This is a genomic window from Mesorhizobium sp. Root157 (assembly GCF_001427385.1).
GTDB lineage: Bacteria > Pseudomonadota > Alphaproteobacteria > Rhizobiales > Rhizobiaceae > Mesorhizobium.
Genome location: NZ_LMGJ01000036.1, coordinates 60,001 through 77,038, shown reverse-complemented (window position 1 = coordinate 77,038; position 17,038 = coordinate 60,001). Strand labels below are relative to the sequence as shown.

General features: G+C 61.7%; 14 protein-coding genes (1 of these 14 cut by a window edge). 12 read left to right on the top strand and 2 right to left on the bottom strand.

The window, feature by feature from the left end:
• Positions 1-6: 6 nt before the first annotated feature.
• The 4 genes from grxC to ASD64_RS17935 all read left to right on the top strand — a co-directional run bounded on the left by grxC (position 7) and on the right by ASD64_RS17935 (position 2,548).
• Positions 7-276, top strand: coding sequence for a glutaredoxin 3 (gene grxC, locus ASD64_RS17950; protein ID WP_056107824.1), 270 nt, complete (start codon positions 7-9; stop codon positions 274-276).
• A 9-nt stretch (positions 277-285) separates the two neighbouring features.
• Complete coding sequence (locus ASD64_RS17945; protein WP_056107822.1) at positions 286-1,149, top strand: carbon-nitrogen hydrolase family protein; 864 nt, start codon at positions 286-288, stop codon at positions 1,147-1,149.
• Positions 1,146-1,571, top strand: a complete 426-nt coding sequence (locus tag ASD64_RS17940; RefSeq protein WP_056107819.1) for a DUF1178 family protein — start codon at positions 1,146-1,148, stop codon at positions 1,569-1,571. The genes ASD64_RS17945 and ASD64_RS17940 overlap by 4 nt, the downstream gene beginning before the upstream one ends.
• Before the next feature lie 80 nt (positions 1,572-1,651).
• Positions 1,652-2,548, top strand: coding sequence for a DMT family transporter (locus tag ASD64_RS17935; RefSeq protein WP_056107817.1), 897 nt, complete (start codon positions 1,652-1,654; stop codon positions 2,546-2,548).
• A 6-nt stretch (positions 2,549-2,554) separates the two neighbouring features.
• On the opposite strand, the gene ubiG is transcribed toward ASD64_RS17935, so the two are convergent.
• A complete protein-coding gene (gene ubiG, locus ASD64_RS17930; RefSeq protein WP_056108109.1) occupies positions 2,555-3,304 on the bottom strand; it encodes a bifunctional 2-polyprenyl-6-hydroxyphenol methylase/3-demethylubiquinol 3-O-methyltransferase UbiG in 750 nt (249 codons plus the stop codon).
• A gap of 212 nt (positions 3,305-3,516) precedes the next feature.
• Here ubiG and ASD64_RS17925 point away from each other — a divergent pair, with 212 nt between their 5' ends.
• From ASD64_RS17925 to ASD64_RS17885, 8 genes are all read left to right on the top strand, one after another.
• Entirely contained in the window at positions 3,517-4,770 is a 1,254-nt protein-coding gene (locus ASD64_RS17925; RefSeq protein ID WP_056107813.1) for an aspartate kinase, read from the top strand.
• Positions 4,771-4,853: 83 nt separating this feature from the next.
• Positions 4,854-7,124: a phosphoenolpyruvate--protein phosphotransferase gene (gene ptsP / locus ASD64_RS17920; protein ID WP_056107810.1), complete on the top strand. Its 2,271-nt coding sequence runs from the start codon at positions 4,854-4,856 to the stop codon at positions 7,122-7,124.
• Positions 7,125-7,150: 26 nt separating this feature from the next.
• Positions 7,151-8,227, top strand: a complete 1,077-nt coding sequence (prfA, locus tag ASD64_RS17915) for a peptide chain release factor 1 (RefSeq protein ID WP_056107807.1) — start codon at positions 7,151-7,153, stop codon at positions 8,225-8,227.
• A 7-nt stretch (positions 8,228-8,234) separates the two neighbouring features.
• On the top strand, positions 8,235-9,110 hold the full coding sequence (gene prmC / locus ASD64_RS17910; RefSeq protein WP_156460211.1) for a peptide chain release factor N(5)-glutamine methyltransferase: 876 nt from the start codon (positions 8,235-8,237) through the stop codon (positions 9,108-9,110).
• 313 nt (positions 9,111-9,423) lie between these two features.
• Positions 9,424-10,272: a DUF4167 domain-containing protein gene (locus ASD64_RS17905; protein WP_056107801.1), complete on the top strand. Its 849-nt coding sequence runs from the start codon at positions 9,424-9,426 to the stop codon at positions 10,270-10,272.
• A 242-nt stretch (positions 10,273-10,514) separates the two neighbouring features.
• Positions 10,515-13,124, top strand: coding sequence for an ATP-dependent chaperone ClpB (gene clpB / locus ASD64_RS17895; protein ID WP_056107796.1), 2,610 nt, complete (start codon positions 10,515-10,517; stop codon positions 13,122-13,124).
• A gap of 178 nt (positions 13,125-13,302) precedes the next feature.
• On the top strand, positions 13,303-14,769 hold the full coding sequence (locus tag ASD64_RS17890) for a L,D-transpeptidase family protein (protein WP_056107793.1): 1,467 nt from the start codon (positions 13,303-13,305) through the stop codon (positions 14,767-14,769).
• Positions 14,770-14,841: 72 nt separating this feature from the next.
• Complete coding sequence (locus ASD64_RS17885) at positions 14,842-16,404, top strand: MFS transporter (protein WP_082550042.1); 1,563 nt, start codon at positions 14,842-14,844, stop codon at positions 16,402-16,404.
• A 149-nt stretch (positions 16,405-16,553) separates the two neighbouring features.
• Here ASD64_RS17885 and ASD64_RS17880 read toward each other — a convergent pair whose 3' ends face one another.
• Positions 16,554-17,038: the 3' portion of a M23 family metallopeptidase gene (locus ASD64_RS17880; protein WP_056107790.1), read on the bottom strand. It continues 1,483 nt past the right edge of the window; 485 of the gene's 1,968 nt are visible here — the last part of the coding sequence; the start codon falls outside the window, past its right edge — the gene reads right to left on this strand; it ends in the stop codon at positions 16,554-16,556.

Sequence of the window (17,038 nt, the reverse complement as noted above, 5' to 3'; positions counted from 1 at the left end):
TGACCCATGGTCGACGTGACGATCTATACGCGCGCAATGTGTGGTTATTGTTCGGCAGCCAAGCGGCTGCTCGAAAAGAAGGGCATTGCGTTTACCGAGCACGACGCCTCGTTCTCGCCGGAGTTGCGCCGGGAGATGATGGCGCGCGCCAATGGGCACACGACTTTTCCGCAGATATTCATCGGCTCGACGCATGTCGGCGGCTGCGATGACCTGCACGCGTTGGAAGCGGAAGGCAGGCTTGATACACTGCTCGCCAACGGCACGTTTGTTTGAGGTCAGGATATGAGTGTTTTCAAGGCTGCAGCAGTTCAGATGCGTTCAGGAACGAGCCCGGAACGCAACGCGATCGATATGGAGCGGCTTGTTCGAGATGCGGTGGCGCAAGGTGCTACCTACATCCAGACGCCTGAGATGACCGGCGCATTGCTGCGCGACAAGGAGGCGCGCGCGGCGTTGTTCGTTGCAGAGGATCGCGACATCATCGTTGCCACCGCCCGCAAACTGGCCAGCGAACTCGGTATTTTCCTGCACATCGGCTCGACTGCGATCCTGCGTGCAGACGGCAAGATCGCCAATCGTGCGCTGTTGTTTTCGCCGGAAGGCAAGACGCTGGCCTCCTATGACAAGATCCACATGTTCGATGTCGATCTCGACAATGGCGAAAGCTGGCGCGAATCGGCTGCTTACGAACCCGGCGCCCAAGCTGTAGTTTCTGAAGTGAACGGCGCGAAGCTGGGCTTCGCCGTGTGCTATGATCTGCGCTTTCCGCAGCTTTTCAGGTCGGAGGCGCTTGCCGGTGCCGAAATCCTGTCGGTTCCAGCAGCCTTCACGCGCCAGACTGGCGAGGCGCACTGGCATGTGCTGCTGCGCGCCCGCGCCATCGAGAACGGCGCATTCGTCGTTGCCGCCGCGCAAGGCGGACTGCACGAGGACGGCCGCGAAACCTACGGGCATTCGCTGATCGTCGATCCGTGGGGCCGGGTTCTTGCCGAGGCGGATCACAACGAACCTGGAGTGGTCGTTGCCGAGATCGATCCGTCCCAATCGGCAGCGGCGCGGCGCAAGATACCCAACCTGAAGAACGCGCGCGAATTCTCGGTCAAACTTGCGTCCGGGGACGTGAACCTGAAAGGGGCGGCGTCTTGATCCGCTTTTCCCTCGTCTGCGACAGCGAGCACGAGTTCGAAGCCTGGTTCCGCTCCAGCGATGACTTCGAAGCACAAAAGAAACGCGGTTTCGTTGATTGTCCAGCCTGCGGTTCGCACAAGATCGAGAAGGCGCTGATGGCGCCGGCGGTCTCGACAGGCGGCAAGAAGGAGAAGGTCGCCCTTGCCATGGGAGAGGACCAGCGCCGCATGATGGCGCAGATGAAGGCCATGGCCGACAAGATCCGCGCCAATGCCGATTACGTCGGTGACAAGTTCGCCGAGGAGGCGCGCAAGATCCATTTCGGTGAAGCCGATAAGCGCGGCATCTATGGCGAGGCGACGCTCGATGATGCAAAGGCCCTGGTAGAAGACGGCGTGGAGTTCATGCCGGTGCCGGTTTTCCCCGACGACCAGAACTGACCCTCTCCTTTGGCGTCGACTGGCTTATTCGCGCGACACTGCGTTTGCGCCAAATACACACCGAAACGTCGGGATAATCCATGAACCCTATCTGGGCTTCGGCACCGGGATTGCTGGTGATCACGGGCGCGTTGCTTGGTCTGTCGCTTCCGTTCGGGAAGTTGGCCACCGATGCAGGCGTCGAGGGCATCGTCTGGGCCTTCGTGATTTCGGCCGGGGCGGGGAGCGTCCTCTTGATCTCGCTGCTGCTGCGCCGCAAGCCGATCCGGCTTGATGCCCACAAGCTGCGCTATTTTGCGGTAACGGCAGCCGTTTCCTATGCTCTACCCAATCTCTTGATGTTCTCGGCGATCAGGCATCTCGGGGCCGGCTACACCGGCATCATGTTCACCCTGTCGCCGGTCATTACCTTGATGTTTTCGATCCTGCTTGGGGTAAGACGGCCCAACCTGCTCGGTGTCGTTGGCATAGTTGTCGGCTTTTCAGGTGCCGTCATGGTGGCGGTAACGCGCGGCGAGGCGGGCCAGCCGGCCGACCCGCTGTGGGTAGCGGCCGGGCTTATGATCCCGGTGAGCCTCGCTGTCGGCAACATCTACCGGACCTGGGACTGGCCCGGCGAAACCGGCCCGATCGAACTTGCCGTCGGCAGCCATCTGGCGGCGGCGATCATGCTGCTTGCGGCAGTCCTTGTTGTGCAAGGGGGCGAGCCATTCGGCCAATTGGGGGCAGTGCCCGCCATCACCGCGGCCCAGATCGCGTCTGCCTCGGCCATGTTTGTCTTTTTCTTCCGGCTGCAAGCCGTCGGGGGCCCGGTCTATCTCAGCCAGATCGGCTATGTGGCCGCCGCAATCGGCCTTTTCTCCGGCCTTTTCTTTCTCGGCGAGCACTATCAGTGGCTGACCTGGACGGGAGCCGTGATCATCACGCTTGGGGTCATTGTCACCACCAGGGCGCAGCGCCAGGAAACCGGGCCGTAATAACGGTCAGGCCGCCGCTTTCTCGGCCAGCACCATGTAGTTGACGTCCATGTCCTTCGAGCGCTGCCAGCGGTCGGCAAGCGGATTGTAGGTGACGCCGGTGCGATCCGTAATGGCAAGGCTGGCGCTGGTGAGCGCGCGTTCCAGTTCCTCCGGACGCACCAGCTTGCCGAACTGGTGAGTGCCGCGCGGCAGCCAGCGCAGCACGTATTCGGCCCCGATGATGGCAAGGCCAAGCGCCTTCAGCGTCCGGTTGATCGTGGCGACGAACATGATCCCGCCCGGCTTGACCATTTCACCGCATTTTCCAACGAAAAGGTCGATGTCGGAGACATGTTCGACGACTTCCATGTTGAGGATCACGTCGAATTTTTCACCGGCCTCGGCGAGGTCTTCCGCCGTCGTTGCGCGATAGTCGACCTCGACGCCGGAGTCCGAGGCGTGCAGCCTGGCGACCTCGATGTTGGTGGATGATGCGTCCGCACCGACAATTTCGGCTCCCAGCCGAGCCATCGGCTCGCACAGCAACCCGCCGCCGCAACCGATATCGAGGATGCGCAGGCCTTCGAACGGCCGTGCCTCGCGCGGATCACGGCCGAAGCGCTGAGCCACCTGGTCGCGAATATAGGCAAGGCGAACGGGGTTGAATTTGTGCAGGGGGCGGAATTTGCCGTTTGGGTTCCACCATTCCGCGGCAAGCGCCGAGAAGCGCTCCACTTCACCGGCATCGATGGTTGACCGTCGGGTGTCGGGCATGTCCTGATCTCCGTGGAAGTCATAGGAAGTCGTGCGCGGGGCGACGAATGTCAAGGCAACAATTTGTCAGACCTCAAGGCGCGGTCTCCTGTCGCTTGCACACATTGGCCGTTTTGGCTAAGGAGGCCGCGCATCGGCGTTCAGACATCTTGGACGCTCAATAAAGTCGTTTTCGGCCAGCTCGGTCGAGTATCCAAAGGCATTCCGCTCCCATGGCGCGTATCGTGATGAAATTCGGCGGGACTTCGGTCGCCGACATCGCCCGCATCCGCAATGTTGCGCGCCATGTCAAACGCGAGGTCGATGCCGGCCACGACGTTGCCGTGGTGGTTTCGGCCATGGCCGGCAAAACCAATGAACTTGTCGCATGGACACGCGAAGCGTCGCCCATGCACGATGCGCGCGAATACGACGCGGTGGTCGCCTCCGGTGAGCAGGTCACTGCCGGGCTTCTTGCCATCACCTTGCAGAACATGGGTGTGCATGCCCGCTCCTGGCAGGGCTGGCAAATCCCGATCAAGACCGACAACGCCCATGGCGCTGCCCGCATCACCGACATCGACGGGTCTTTCCTGATCAAGCGGTTCGGCGAGGGGCAGGTTGCGGTGGTTGCCGGTTTTCAGGGCATCAGCCCCGACAACCGCATTGCGACGCTGGGCCGGGGCGGTTCCGATACCAGCGCCGTTGCCATTGCGGCAGCCGTGAAGGCCGACCGCTGTGATATCTATACCGATGTCGACGGCGTCTATACGACGGACCCGCGCGTCGAGCCGAAGGCGCGGCGGCTGGCGAAGATCTCGTTTGAGGAAATGCTCGAAATGGCTTCGCTCGGCGCCAAGGTGCTGCAGGTCCGCTCGGTCGAGCTTGCCATGGTGCACAAGGTGCGTACCTTCGTGCGGTCGTCATTTGCAGACCCGGACGCGCCCGGCATGGGAGATCCGATCAACCCGCCCGGAACGCTTATTTGCGACGAGGAAGAAATCGTGGAACAGCAGGTCGTCACCGGAATCGCCTACGCCAAGGATGAGGCACAGATTTCATTGCGCCGGGTCGCCGACCGGCCGGGCGTTGCCGCCGGCATTTTCGGCCCGCTGGCCGAAGCCGGCATCAATGTGGACATGATCGTCCAGAATATCTCGGAAGACGGCAAGTCGACCGACATGACCTTCACGGTGCCTTCCGGCGATGTCGGCAAGGCGCTGGCAGTTCTGGAAAAGGTCAAGGAAACGGTCGGGTTCGACGCTGTCCAGCATGACGACGGCATGTCGAAGGTGTCTGTCATCGGCATCGGAATGCGCAGCCACACCGGCGTCGCGGCAACGGCGTTCAAGGCTCTATCGGAAAAGTCGATCAACATCCGCGCCATCACGACATCGGAGATCAAGATCTCGATCCTGATCGACGGACCTTATACAGAGCTTGCAGTTCGCACTCTCCATTCCGTATACGGTCTAGATAGGCAATAAAGGGCGTCAAGAGTCGGTTGTTGCGTTGAACGCCGGTGAGCAGCAGTGCTCACTGGGCGAAAGCCATTGGAGAACATGCCTCGATGCGTGAAACGGCCGTTGGCCCACGCGTTTTGCTGAAACGGCTCCGCGAGCTCATGCAAGAGCCGCTTGAGCCGCAGGAGAGGCTTGACCGGATCGTGCGCGACATCGCCTCCAACATGGTGGCCGAGGTTTGCTCGCTCTATGTGCTGCGTTCCGACTCCATGCTCGAACTCTATGCCACAGAGGGTCTTAACCCGAACGCCGTGCACATGGCGCAACTGCGGCTCGGCCAGGGCCTTGTCGGCACGATCGCCGCCAGCGCGCGCCCGCTCAATCTCTCCAATGCACAGGAACATCCAGCCTTCGCCTATCTTCCGGAAACAGGGGAGGAGATTTACTCCTCCTTCCTTGGCGTGCCGTTGCTGAGGGCCGGCCGCACCCTTGGCGTACTGGTTGTCCAGAACAAGACCATGCGCACCTACCGCGACGACGAAGTCGAGGCGCTGGAAACCACCGCGATGGTGATCGCGGAAATGATCGCCACCGGCGACCTTGCCCGTCTGACACGGCCCGGCCTCGAACTCGATCTCAAGCGGCCGGCCAGCTTTGCAGGCGTTTCCTTCAACGAAGGAATCGGGCTTGGCCATGTGGTGCTGCACGAACCCCGCATCGTCGTCACGAACCTGTTCAACGAAGACAGCGAAGACGAGGTGCGCCGCCTGGCCGGTGCGCTCGGCTCGCTGAGGCTTTCCATCGACGACATGCTCGAGCGCCGCGACGTCGCCTTCGAAGGCGAACATCGCGAAGTCCTGGAAGCCTATCGCATGTTTGCCAACGACCGCGGCTGGGTGCGCCGGCTGGAGGAGGCGATTAGCAACGGCCTGACTGCCGAAGCGGCGGTGGAAAAAGTGCAAAGCGACATGCGCGCCCGCATGCTCCACATGACCGATCCGTATCTGCGCGAGCGGATGAGCGATTTCGACGACCTCGCCAACAGGCTGCTGCGCCAGTTGATGGGACGCGGACCGGACGATGTGGCGACGTCCTTGCCCAAGGACGCCATCATCGTGGCCCGCTCCATGGGCGCGGCCGAATTGCTCGACTACCCGCGCGACAAGCTGCGAGGCCTGGTTCTGGAGGACGGAACCGCGACCAGCCATGTGGTGATCGTGGCGCGTGCCATGGGCATACCGGTGGCCGGACAGGTCAAGGGCGCTGTCTCCATGGCTGAGAACGGCGATGCCGTTATCGTCGACGGAGAGGAAGGCACGGTCCATCTTCGGCCGCAATCCGACCTCGAGAAGGCCTATGCCGAGAAGGTGCGTTTCAGGGCGCGGCGGCAGGAACTCTATCGCGAACTGCGCAACAAGCCTTCCGTCTCAACGGACGGCGTGCAGGTCGATCTCCTGATGAACGCCGGGCTGATGGTCGATCTGCCGCAACTGGCCGAATCGGGCGCCGGCGGCATCGGCCTGTTCCGCACCGAACTGCAGTTCATGGTGGCGTCGACCTTCCCGCGTGCCGAAGCCCAGGAAGAGCTCTATCGCGACGTGCTCGAAGCTGCGCGTGGCAAGCCGGTCACCTTCCGCACCATCGATATCGGCGGCGACAAGGTGCTGCCGTATTTCAAGAACACCGTGCAGGAGGAAAATCCCGCACTTGGCTGGCGGGCGATCCGTCTCACGCTGGATCGCCCGGGTCTTTTGAGAACGCAGATACGGGCCTTGCTGAAGGCTGCCGGCGGGCGCGAACTGAAGCTGATGCTGCCGATGGTCACCGAACTCGGCGAGATTGTCCAGGCGCGCGAAATCATCGATCGCGAGGTTCGCCACCTGTCACGCTTCGCCCACCTTTTGCCAACCAGCCTCAAGCTAGGCGCCATGCTGGAGGTGCCGTCGCTCCTGTTCCAGCTCGACGATCTCATGAGGTCGGTCGATTTCGTCTCGGTCGGGTCCAACGACCTGTTCCAGTTCGTAATGGCCGTCGATCGCGGCAACACCCTGGTGTCGGACCGCTTCGATCCATTGTCGGTGCCGTTCCTGCGCGTGCTGAAGCAGATCGCAGACGCCAGCCGGCGCAACCATACCCCGGTGACCTTGTGTGGCGAACTGGCCGGCAAGCCGATCTCGGCCATGGCGCTGATCGGCGTCGGCTTCCGCTCGATTTCCATGTCGCCAGCCTCGATCGGCCCGGTCAAGGCGATGTTGTGCGAACTTCCGGTGGCGGAACTCGAAGCCTTCTTCGACGACAACCTGCAGGCGCCGGCAAACGGCATACCGATGCGGGCACTGTTGCAGGCGTTCGCCGACGACCGTTCGATCCCGCTTTGAGATTTATCTAGCCGCGTCTGGAAATCATGGCCAATCTTCCTCGTGACCGCATGGATCAGGTCGTCAAGCGTTTCGAGATGCTCGAAGCGCAGATGGCGGCCGGGCCGGCAGCTGACGCCTATGTCAAAATGGCGTCCGAATATGCCGATATCCAGGATCTTGTCGCTAGGATCAGGGCGTTGCGCGCGGCCGAGCACGAACAGGCCGACCTCGAGGCGATGCTTGCCGACAAGGGCACCGACGCCGAGATGCGGGCGCTGGCCGAGGCGGATTTGCCGGATGTCGAGGAGCGGATCGAGGCGTTGCAGCAGGATATCCAGATTCTGCTTTTGCCCAAGGATGCCGCCGATGAAAAGAATGCCATCCTGGAAATCCGCGCCGGCACCGGCGGCGACGAGGCGGCCTTGTTTGCCGGCGATCTTTTCCGCATGTATGAGCGCTACGCCGCCGAGCGCGGCTGGCGGTTTGAAACGGCCTCGGCCAGCGATGGTGATGCTGGCGGCTTCAAGGAAATCATCGCCACCATCTCGGGTAGGGGCGTGTTTGCGCATCTGAAGTTCGAATCGGGCGTGCATCGGGTGCAGCGCGTGCCGGCAACGGAAGCGCAAGGGCGTATCCATACGTCGGCGGCTACCGTTGCGGTTTTGCCTGAGGCGGAAGAAGTGGACATCGAAATCAGGTCGGAGGATATCCGCATCGATACGATGCGCGCCTCCGGTTCCGGCGGTCAGCACGTCAACACCACCGATTCGGCGGTGCGCATCACCCATCTGCCGACCGGCATCATGGTGGTGCAGGCGGAAAAATCGCAGCACCAGAACCGGGCGCGCGCCATGCAGATTTTACGCGCCAGGCTTTACGACCTCGAGCGCAGCCGCGCCGACGAAGAGCGCTCCTCGTCGCGAAAATCGCAGGTTGGATCAGGCGACCGGTCAGAGCGTATCCGCACCTATAATTTCCCCCAGGGACGGGTGACCGACCATCGCATCAACCTGACGCTCTACAAGCTCGATCGGGTGATGATGGGCGAACTGGACGAAATCGTCGATGCCTTGATCGCCGATCACCAATCCAGGCTGCTGGCCGATATTTCCGAGGGCTGAGGCTGTGTTGCCGCCCGTAAACGTTGCGGCGACATTGGCGGCGATCCACCGCGCTGCGCGCGCTCGCCTGGTCGTTGCCGGCGTGGACGACCCTGCTCTGGATGCGCGGCTTCTGGTCGAACATATTTCCGGCACCGGGCGGACGGACGCAATCGCCGATCCCAGCCGCGTGGTGGAGGCGGACGCCGTTGCGGCAATCGAGGCGGCGCTGGAGAGGCGGGCAGCAGGCGAGCCGGTTCACCGTATCCTCGGGTTTCGCGAATTCTATGGCCTGCATCTGGCGCTCTCGTCCGAAACGCTGGAGCCGCGACCGGACACGGAAACGCTGGTCGATGCCTTGCTGCCTATTGTGAGAATGGTCGCGGCGCGTGGGGGCAAGTGCCGCATTCTCGACCTTGGCACGGGGACCGGCGCCATTGCGCTGGCGCTTTTGAGTGCCGAATCGCGAGCGGAGGCGACTGGAACCGACATTTCCGAAGATGCGCTGGCGACGGCTGCATCGAACGCCCGCTCGCTCGGCCTGTCGGACCGGTTCACTGCCGTCAAGTCCGATTGGCTGGCAGGTATTTCCGGACGATATCATGTAATCGCCTCGAACCCTCCCTATATAAGGTCCGACGAAATCGGAACCTTGCAAAAGGAAGTTCGTGCCTTTGATCCGCTTCGCGCCCTTGATGGCGGAGCCGATGGGCTTGAGGCTTATCGTATCATCGCGACGCAGAGTGCTGCCCATCTGGAAGAAGGTGGCGTCGTTGCAGTCGAAATGGGCAGCACGCAGAGGTTCGATGTGATCCACATATTCGAGCAGGCCGGTTTTGCCGTGCTTCATGCGCTGGCCGATCTGGCCGGAAATGATCGGGTTCTGGTGTTTGCCCATCGGTAAAAGGCTTATGGGCGCAACGAAATAAAGCTTGGCAAGGGTTGGGAATATATATAGGGTCGCGGCAACCGGATGAGACGAAGCAGGCAGTGCTCCTAGCGATTCGGTTTCCTTGGAAATAGCTGCCCTCTTGTGCAAATGACGCTTGAGCTTCGTGCGGGAATCATCCGGCAAGTGTTATGTGACCAGAACAGGATGGCACGTGGCGCCAACGCAATCGATGCGGGCGAACACCGGCGGGATGACGAGACGGCTGGCTGCATGAGCGCCGCCTTTCGCGATGGGTTTTTCAAAATATCCAACTGAAGAGAGTCTGATGAGGCCACAACAGCAGAACAGACGCATGCGCGGTCGCAACAATAGCGGCGGCAACAACAACAATAACAACAACAACAATCGCAAGGGGCCCAATCCTCTCAACCGCAACTACGAGAGCAATGGCCCGGACGTCAAAATTCGTGGCTCCGCACAGCAGATTGCCGAAAAATACGCCACGCTCGCCCGTGATGCGATGAGTTCCGGCGACAGGGTGATGGCGGAGAACTATCTCCAGCACGCCGAACATTATAACCGCATCATTGCCGCCGCCCAGGCGCAGATGCCGATCCAGCACACCCAGCAGTCCCGTGACGACTTCGATGACGACGGCGAGGAAGATCGCGACGATTTCGAAGGAAACGCGAATGGCGGCGAGGCCCAGGATTTGGCCAACGGTTCCGGCCCCCAGCCTGAGATCGAAGGGACGCCTGCTGAAGTCGCGCTCAATTCCGACAGCACTGGTGAAGACCGCGGCAATCGCGACAGCCGCGAAAATAACGGCCGGCATCGTCGTCACAGCGAATATGGCCGGAACGGTCAGCGCAACGATTTCCGCCCGCGCAATGACCAGGACAACACTCAAAGCGAGGCGCAGTCAGCGGCGGCGCCGAGCGAAGAGAGCCAGCCAGTCAAGCCGGTTGCCGTCGAGTCGGTGCCGGTCGAGAACCTTGGACCTGCCGCTTTGGCCGCCAAGGCAGAACTCAACGAAGCCGCAGCGGAAAGTGCTGCACCACGCCGCGTACGCCGTCCGCGCCGCCCGCGCGTGAGCGCCGACGATGCGAACGGCAATGTAGTGGAGACTGAGACTGGAGCCGGAGAACCGGCGCCAGCGGTTTCGGAAACCTGATTTCGAAACCATTCATGCAATGCATCCGGCGGGGAGAAATCCCCGCCGTTTTTGCTTTGAGAGGGCTTTACAGTGTTATCTTAGAGGCTGGCCACATTTTGATATGGCTGGCCCTCAAGCTTCTTGAGGCGGCGGGGTTCGTGTACCATATCAGTCCAGAACTGGACCCGGCCCTTCGGCGGGTTCGTCACCGCAAGCTGATCCGGTGCCGCAAAGCGGGCCGGTGATGGAAGGAGACAGGTATGAATCTTGAGAAGTATTCCGAGCGCGTGCGCGGCTTCATCCAGTCTGCGCAGACCATGGCGTTGTCGCGCAACCATCAGCAATTCACGCCCGAGCATATCCTGAAAGTTCTGGTCGATGACGATGAAGGCCTGGCTGCTTCGCTTATCGAGCGGGCAGGCGGGCGGGCGCGCGACGCCAAGCTGGGCGTCGAAGCAGCCCTTGAGGCGATGCCCAAGGTGGAGGGCGGCAATGGCCAGCTCTATCTGGCGCAGCCGCTGGCCAAGGTGTTCTCGACTGCCGAGGAACTGGCGACCAAGGCCGGCGACAGCTTCGTCACCGTCGAGCGGCTTTTGCAGGCGCTGGCCATGGAAAAGTCGGCAAAGACGGCTGACATCCTTGCCAGGGCAGGTGTGACGGCGCAGGCGCTCAATCAGGTCATCAACGATATGCGCAAGGGACGCACCGCCGATTCAGCGAGTGCGGAGCAGGGCTACGATGCGCTGAAGAAATACGCCCGCGATCTTACTGCCGAAGCTCGCGCGGGCAAGCTCGATCCGGTTATCGGCCGCGACGACGAAATTCGCCGCACCATCCAGGTGCTGTCGCGGCGCACCAAGAACAATCCCGTGCTGATCGGCGAGCCCGGCGTCGGCAAGACAGCGATCGCCGAGGGCCTGGCGCTGCGCATCGTCAACGGCGACGTGCCGGAATCGCTCAAGGACAAGCAGTTGATGGCGCTCGACATGGGCGCGTTGATCGCGGGCGCCAAATATCGCGGCGAGTTCGAGGAACGGCTGAAGGCCGTGCTGTCGGAAGTTACTTCGGCGGCTGGCGGCATCATCCTGTTCATTGACGAGATGCATACGCTGGTCGGTGCCGGCAAGGCCGACGGCGCTATGGATGCGTCGAACCTGCTCAAGCCCGCTTTGGCGCGCGGCGAACTGCACTGCGTTGGCGCAACCACGCTGGAAGAATATCGCAAGCACGTCGAAAAGGATGCCGCCCTTGCCCGCCGGTTCCAGCCGGTGTTCGTCGATGAGCCGACCGTCGAGGACACGGTGTCGATCCTGCGCGGCCTGAAGGAAAAGTACGAGCAGCACCACAAGGTGCGTATCTCCGATTCGGCGCTGGTATCGGCCGCAACGCTTTCCAACCGTTACATCGCCGACCGGTTCCTGCCCGACAAGGCCATCGATCTTGTCGATGAGGCCGCCTCGCGGCTTCGCATGCAGGTCGATTCGAAGCCTGAAGCGCTGGACGAAGTCGACCGCCGCATCATGCAGCTCAAGATCGAGCGCGAGGCGCTGAAGGTCGAGAAGGATGAGGGCTCGAAGGATCGGCTTGTGCGGCTCGAAAAGGAACTCGCCGGCCTTGAGGAAGAATCGACTGCACTGACCTCGAAGTGGCAGGCTGAGAAGCAGAAGCTCGGTCTTGCCGCCGACCTCAAGAAGGAACTGGAAGAGGCGCGCAACGAACTGGCCACTGCCCAGCGCAAGGGCGAGTTCCAGCGCGCCGGCGAATTGGCCTATGGCAAGATCCCGGAACTGGAAAAGCGGTTGAAGGAAGCTGAAGCCCGCGACGGTCAGGGCGGCATGGTCGAGGAAGTGGTCACGCCTGATCACGTTGCCCACATCGTGTCGCGCTGGACCGGCATTCCCGTCGACAAGATGCTTGAAGGCGAGCGCGGCAAGCTCCTGCGCATGGAAGACGAGATCGGCAAGCGCGTTGTCGGACAGGGCGAGGCAGTGCAGGCCGTATCGAAAGCGGTTCGCCGTGCCCGTGCCGGCTTGCAGGACCCGAACCGGCCGATCGGTTCGTTCATGTTTCTTGGCCCCACTGGTGTCGGCAAGACGGAACTCACCAAGGCGCTCGCGAACTTCCTGTTCGATGACGAGAGCGCGATGGTGCGCATCGATATGTCGGAGTTCATGGAAAAGCATTCCGTGTCCCGCCTCATCGGCGCTCCTCCCGGCTATGTCGGTTACGAGGAAGGCGGCGCGCTGACTGAAGCGGTGCGTCGGCGACCTTATCAGGTGGTTCTGTTCGACGAGATCGAGAAGGCGCACCCGGATGTCTTCAACGTGCTGTTGCAGGTTCTGGACGACGGCCGCCTGACCGACGGGCAGGGCCGCACCGTCGATTTCCGCAATACGCTGATCATCATGACCTCGAACCTTGGTGCCGAGTATCTTGTTAATCTCGGCGAGGAACAGGACGTCGATGCCGTTCGCAACGAGGTGATGGACGTCGTCAAGGCGTCATTCAAGCCGGAGTTCTACAACCGCATAGACGAAGTCGTGCTTTTCCATCGGCTGCACCGCAAGGATATGGACCATATCGTTGAAATCCAACTCAAGCGGCTGGAATCGCTGTTGGCCGACCGCAAGATCGAGCTTCAACTCGATGCAGATGCGATCGAGTGGCTTGCCGGCAAGGGTTACGACCCCGCCTATGGCGCCCGCCCGCTTAAGCGCATCATGCAGAAGGAATTGCAGGATCCGTTGGCGGAGAAGATCTTGATGGGCGAAATCCTCGATGGCTCGACCGTCAAGGTGACTGCCGGTTCCGACAGGTTGAACTTCCGCTCCAAGCCGACAGTGGTCGAGGATGAGGAGAAGGCCGCGTAAGCTCCGCGAAATCAGACGATGCAACACAAGATGGCCGCAGCAATGCGGCCATCTTCATGCCCGGTTCATGTTGGAACCTTATTTTGAATGAATGGTTTGGGGCGCGGTTGCACCTCTATTCTTTAACCGCTCGAGGTGAGCGGCACGAAATGCACCGGAGAGCTAGGTTCTGATCCAGATGTTGCGCATGATCTTTTCGCTTTCAGCGGTTGCTGCGGCGCTTTTTTCGACCTGTGCGGCGGCTTCGCAGAACGTGAGCGATCAGCACAACGACCGCCCAGCCGAGGCCGGCGCCATTGTCGTTGCCCAGAACGGCGACTACGAAGTGTATTATGACGGCCGTGGAAACCGCGTCATCGTCGACGCCAATACCGGCGAGGTCGTGGCTATACAACCGCCACAAACGCGCCTGGACCGGCGGGCGTTGCGACGCCAGCAGGCACGGCAATTCGGCCAGGAACCGGCCGGGGAAGATCGCTACTATCTCGATGATCCGGAAGACATGGCCCGGTTGCGGCAACGGCAACTGGAAGAGGAGGGGCGCGTTATCGCCCCGCCGGTCGACAATTACGATCCATATGACCAGGGCGTGTTTCCCGATGCGCCGGGCAATGACGGCTATCCGGGTGCGACGGAGCGCGAGCAACCTCGCGTGACAAGCCAGCCGCCGGTCGAACGCAGGCCTCTGGAGGAAGCTTCCATCCAGCCGGCGCAACCGGAAGAGGGTCTCACGGAATCTGCCGTCCCCAATGCCTCGGCCCCCAATGTCTCCGGCAAGGTCGATTCGTCCCTATCGATCGGAGCGCGCGAGGAGGTCGCCGCCCTACAAGTCCTGCTCGATCGTGCCGGCGCCTCGCCTGGCGTCATCGACGGGCGTTTCGGTTCCAATGTCGACAAATCGCTCGCCGCTTACCGCGAAATTACCGGTAATTACCTGAAATCGACGGATTCGGTCGGCATCACCGAAGCGCTTGCCAATAGTGGCGGCGATGCCTTTGCATCCTACACCATCACGCCCGAGGATGCCGCCGGCCCTTACGTCGCTTCCATTCCGGAAGACTACAGCCAGAAGGCGCAACTGGAGCGCATGGCCTACACTTCCGTGACCGAGGCGATCGCCGAACGTTTCCACATGGACGAGAATTATCTGAAGGCGATCAACCCCGGTCTCAATTTCAACCGGCCGGGCACCATCATCAAGGTCGCCAATTTCGGCAAGCTGGTCAACAAGCCCGTGGCAAGAATTCTTGCCGACAAGGCCAAGAAGCAGGTGCGCGCCTATGGAGCGGACGGCAAACTGGTCGCGGCCTATCCGGCAACAATCGGCTCCACAGATACGCCATCGCCGTCGGGTATCCACGCGATCTCACGTATCGCGGTCAACCCAAACTATACCTACAATCCCAATCTCAATTTCAAGCAGGGCAACAACGACAAGGTCCTGACCATTCCTCCTGGTCCGAACGGGCCGGTCGGGTCGATCTGGATCGCCCTCGACAAGCCGACCTACGGCATTCACGGCACGCCGGAACCGTCCAAGATCGGCAAGACCGAAAGTCATGGCTGCATCCGCCTGACCAATTGGGATGCGACGGAACTGGCGAAGCTGGTGAAGCCCGGAGTCACCGTGGAGTTCGTCGACTGACCAGGTCGATCCGTGCCGCGAATCGGAAGCCGCCGCATTGCCGCGTGACTGCCGAAGGTCTAATCGTGGCGGATGCAATCGGCGCCTTCGGCAAATGATACAGCCGCCGCCCTGAACGGTCAGGGACAAGAGCGCTCGTTCTGCCCGCAGAGCCAGCGCAAGTTCGTACTGATTTCAGCAATCCTGGCATCGGCGCTCGGGTTCATTGACGGTTCCGTTCTCGCCATCGCCATCCCGGCGATCCGCGTCGATCTCGGCGCCAGCCTTGTCGAGGCGCAGTGGATTTCGAATGCCTATGCGCTCGCCTTGTCGGCTCTCATTCTTGCCGGCGGAACAGCAGGGGACCGGTTCGGGCTGCGGTTCGTCTTTGCAGCGGGTATCGCTCTCTTCATTGCAGCATCTCTTGCCTGCGCCGTCGCGCCGAATCCGTCTGTGCTCATTTTGTGTCGGGCCGTTCAGGGCATCGGCGCGGCCATCATGGTGCCATGCAGCCTCGCCATCATCGCCAAGGCTTATCCGAAGAAGGAGCGGGGCAGGGCGATTGGCATCTGGGCGGCTGCCTCGGCGTTGACCACGGCGCTCGGCCCGATCCTTGGCGGCTTGGTTCTGTCGGCATTCGGCGATGGCATCTGGCGCGCCATCTTCGCCATCAACCTGCCTTTGGGCGGCTTGGCGATCTTCCTGTTGTTGACGAAAGTACCGAACGACGTGCCGACGGAAAAGCGGTCGCTGGATCTCGGCGGGGCAGCGCTGGCAACTGTGGCCTTCGGTGCGATGGCTTACGGGCTGACGTCGGTTAGCGGGGAAAGCCCGGCAGGGACGGCCGGCCAAAGCCTGATTGCGGTCGCGGCGGGGTTTCTTGTCCTCATCGCATTCATCTGGTGGGAACGACGCCAGCGCCAGCCGATGATCGAACTTTACCTGTTTGCCAATCGCGCTTTCTCGGGTGCCAACATCGTCACCTTCTTCCTCTATTTTGCGTTATCCGCCGTCCTGTTCTACCTGCCCATGCTGCTGATTGCCGGCTGGGGGCTGAGCACCGCGGTGGTCGGCTTTACGTTCGCACCGCTCTCGGCTGCGATCGCCGTTCTGTCGGGGCCAGTGGGAAACCTGTCCGATCGGATCGGGCCGCGTTTTCCGATTGCTGCGGGAAGCCTTCTGGTCGGGCTGGCGTTTGCCGGTTCAGCTGTAACGGTCGGTATGGGCATCCGCCATTTCTGGCTGGGCATCTTTCCGTTCATGGTCATCATGGGGCTGGGCATGGCGCTGGTGGTGTCGCCATTGTCGACGGCGGTCATGACCTCGGTCGAAGACAGCGACACGGGCGCTGCGTCCGGAATCAACAACGCGGTTTCGCGCATAGGCGGCCTTATGGCGGTGGCGGCGATGGGGTCGATCGCGGCCTGGGCCTATGCCTGGGCGCTCGGGCCGCAGGCGATTGCGGATTTTCCGGGTTTTGGCGAGCCGGTGGCCGGCACTATCGGGCAAGGCCTCGACATGGCCCGGATTGCCGCGAGCAATTTTGCCTTTGCGGTGGTGGCTTGGGTGACGGCTGGACTGTGCCTGATTTCGGCAGCTGTCGCCTGGGTCAGCACGCCGGGCAGCGCCTGGCCGTGGCAGGATCGCCAGCCTTAATGCATGTTGCCCGAAAATGGGCGCCGGTTTCGGGATAACGCCATGCATAGAAACAGGTACTTAGAGCGCGCCGGCGAATCCGAAAGATCGCGACGCACTCTAGAAGAATGAATTTTCGCAGGGGAACGCGAATCGCCAGGTCGCGTCGATCAGCCTTCGGCCTTGCTGGCGCTGGCGACCTTCAATTGATCTTTCTCTTCCTGCTTCAACAGGTCGTCGATGCGCTCGCGTTCGCGCTTGAAGGTGATGAGTTCGTCACCCTTCAACACCTTGCCGACCGGCAAGCGGACGCGCATCGGGTTCACCTTGGTGCCATTGACTATCAGTTCGTAGTGAAGATGCGGGCCGGTTGCGAGGCCCGTCTGGCCGAGATAGCCGATGACCTGGCCTTGGCGCACGCGCACGCCGGGAGCCATTCCCTTGGCGAAGGCGCTTTGGTGATTGTACGAGGTTTCGTAGCCATTGGCGTGGCGAACCATGATTTGCTTGCCGTAGCCGCCTGCCCAGCCGGCCTTTTCAACGACGCCGTTGCCAGCCGCGATGATCGGCGTGCCGACGGGAGCCGACCAGTCGACGCCGGTGTGCATGCGCACATATCCCAGAATCGGATGCCGCCGGGCGCCGAAGCCGGAGC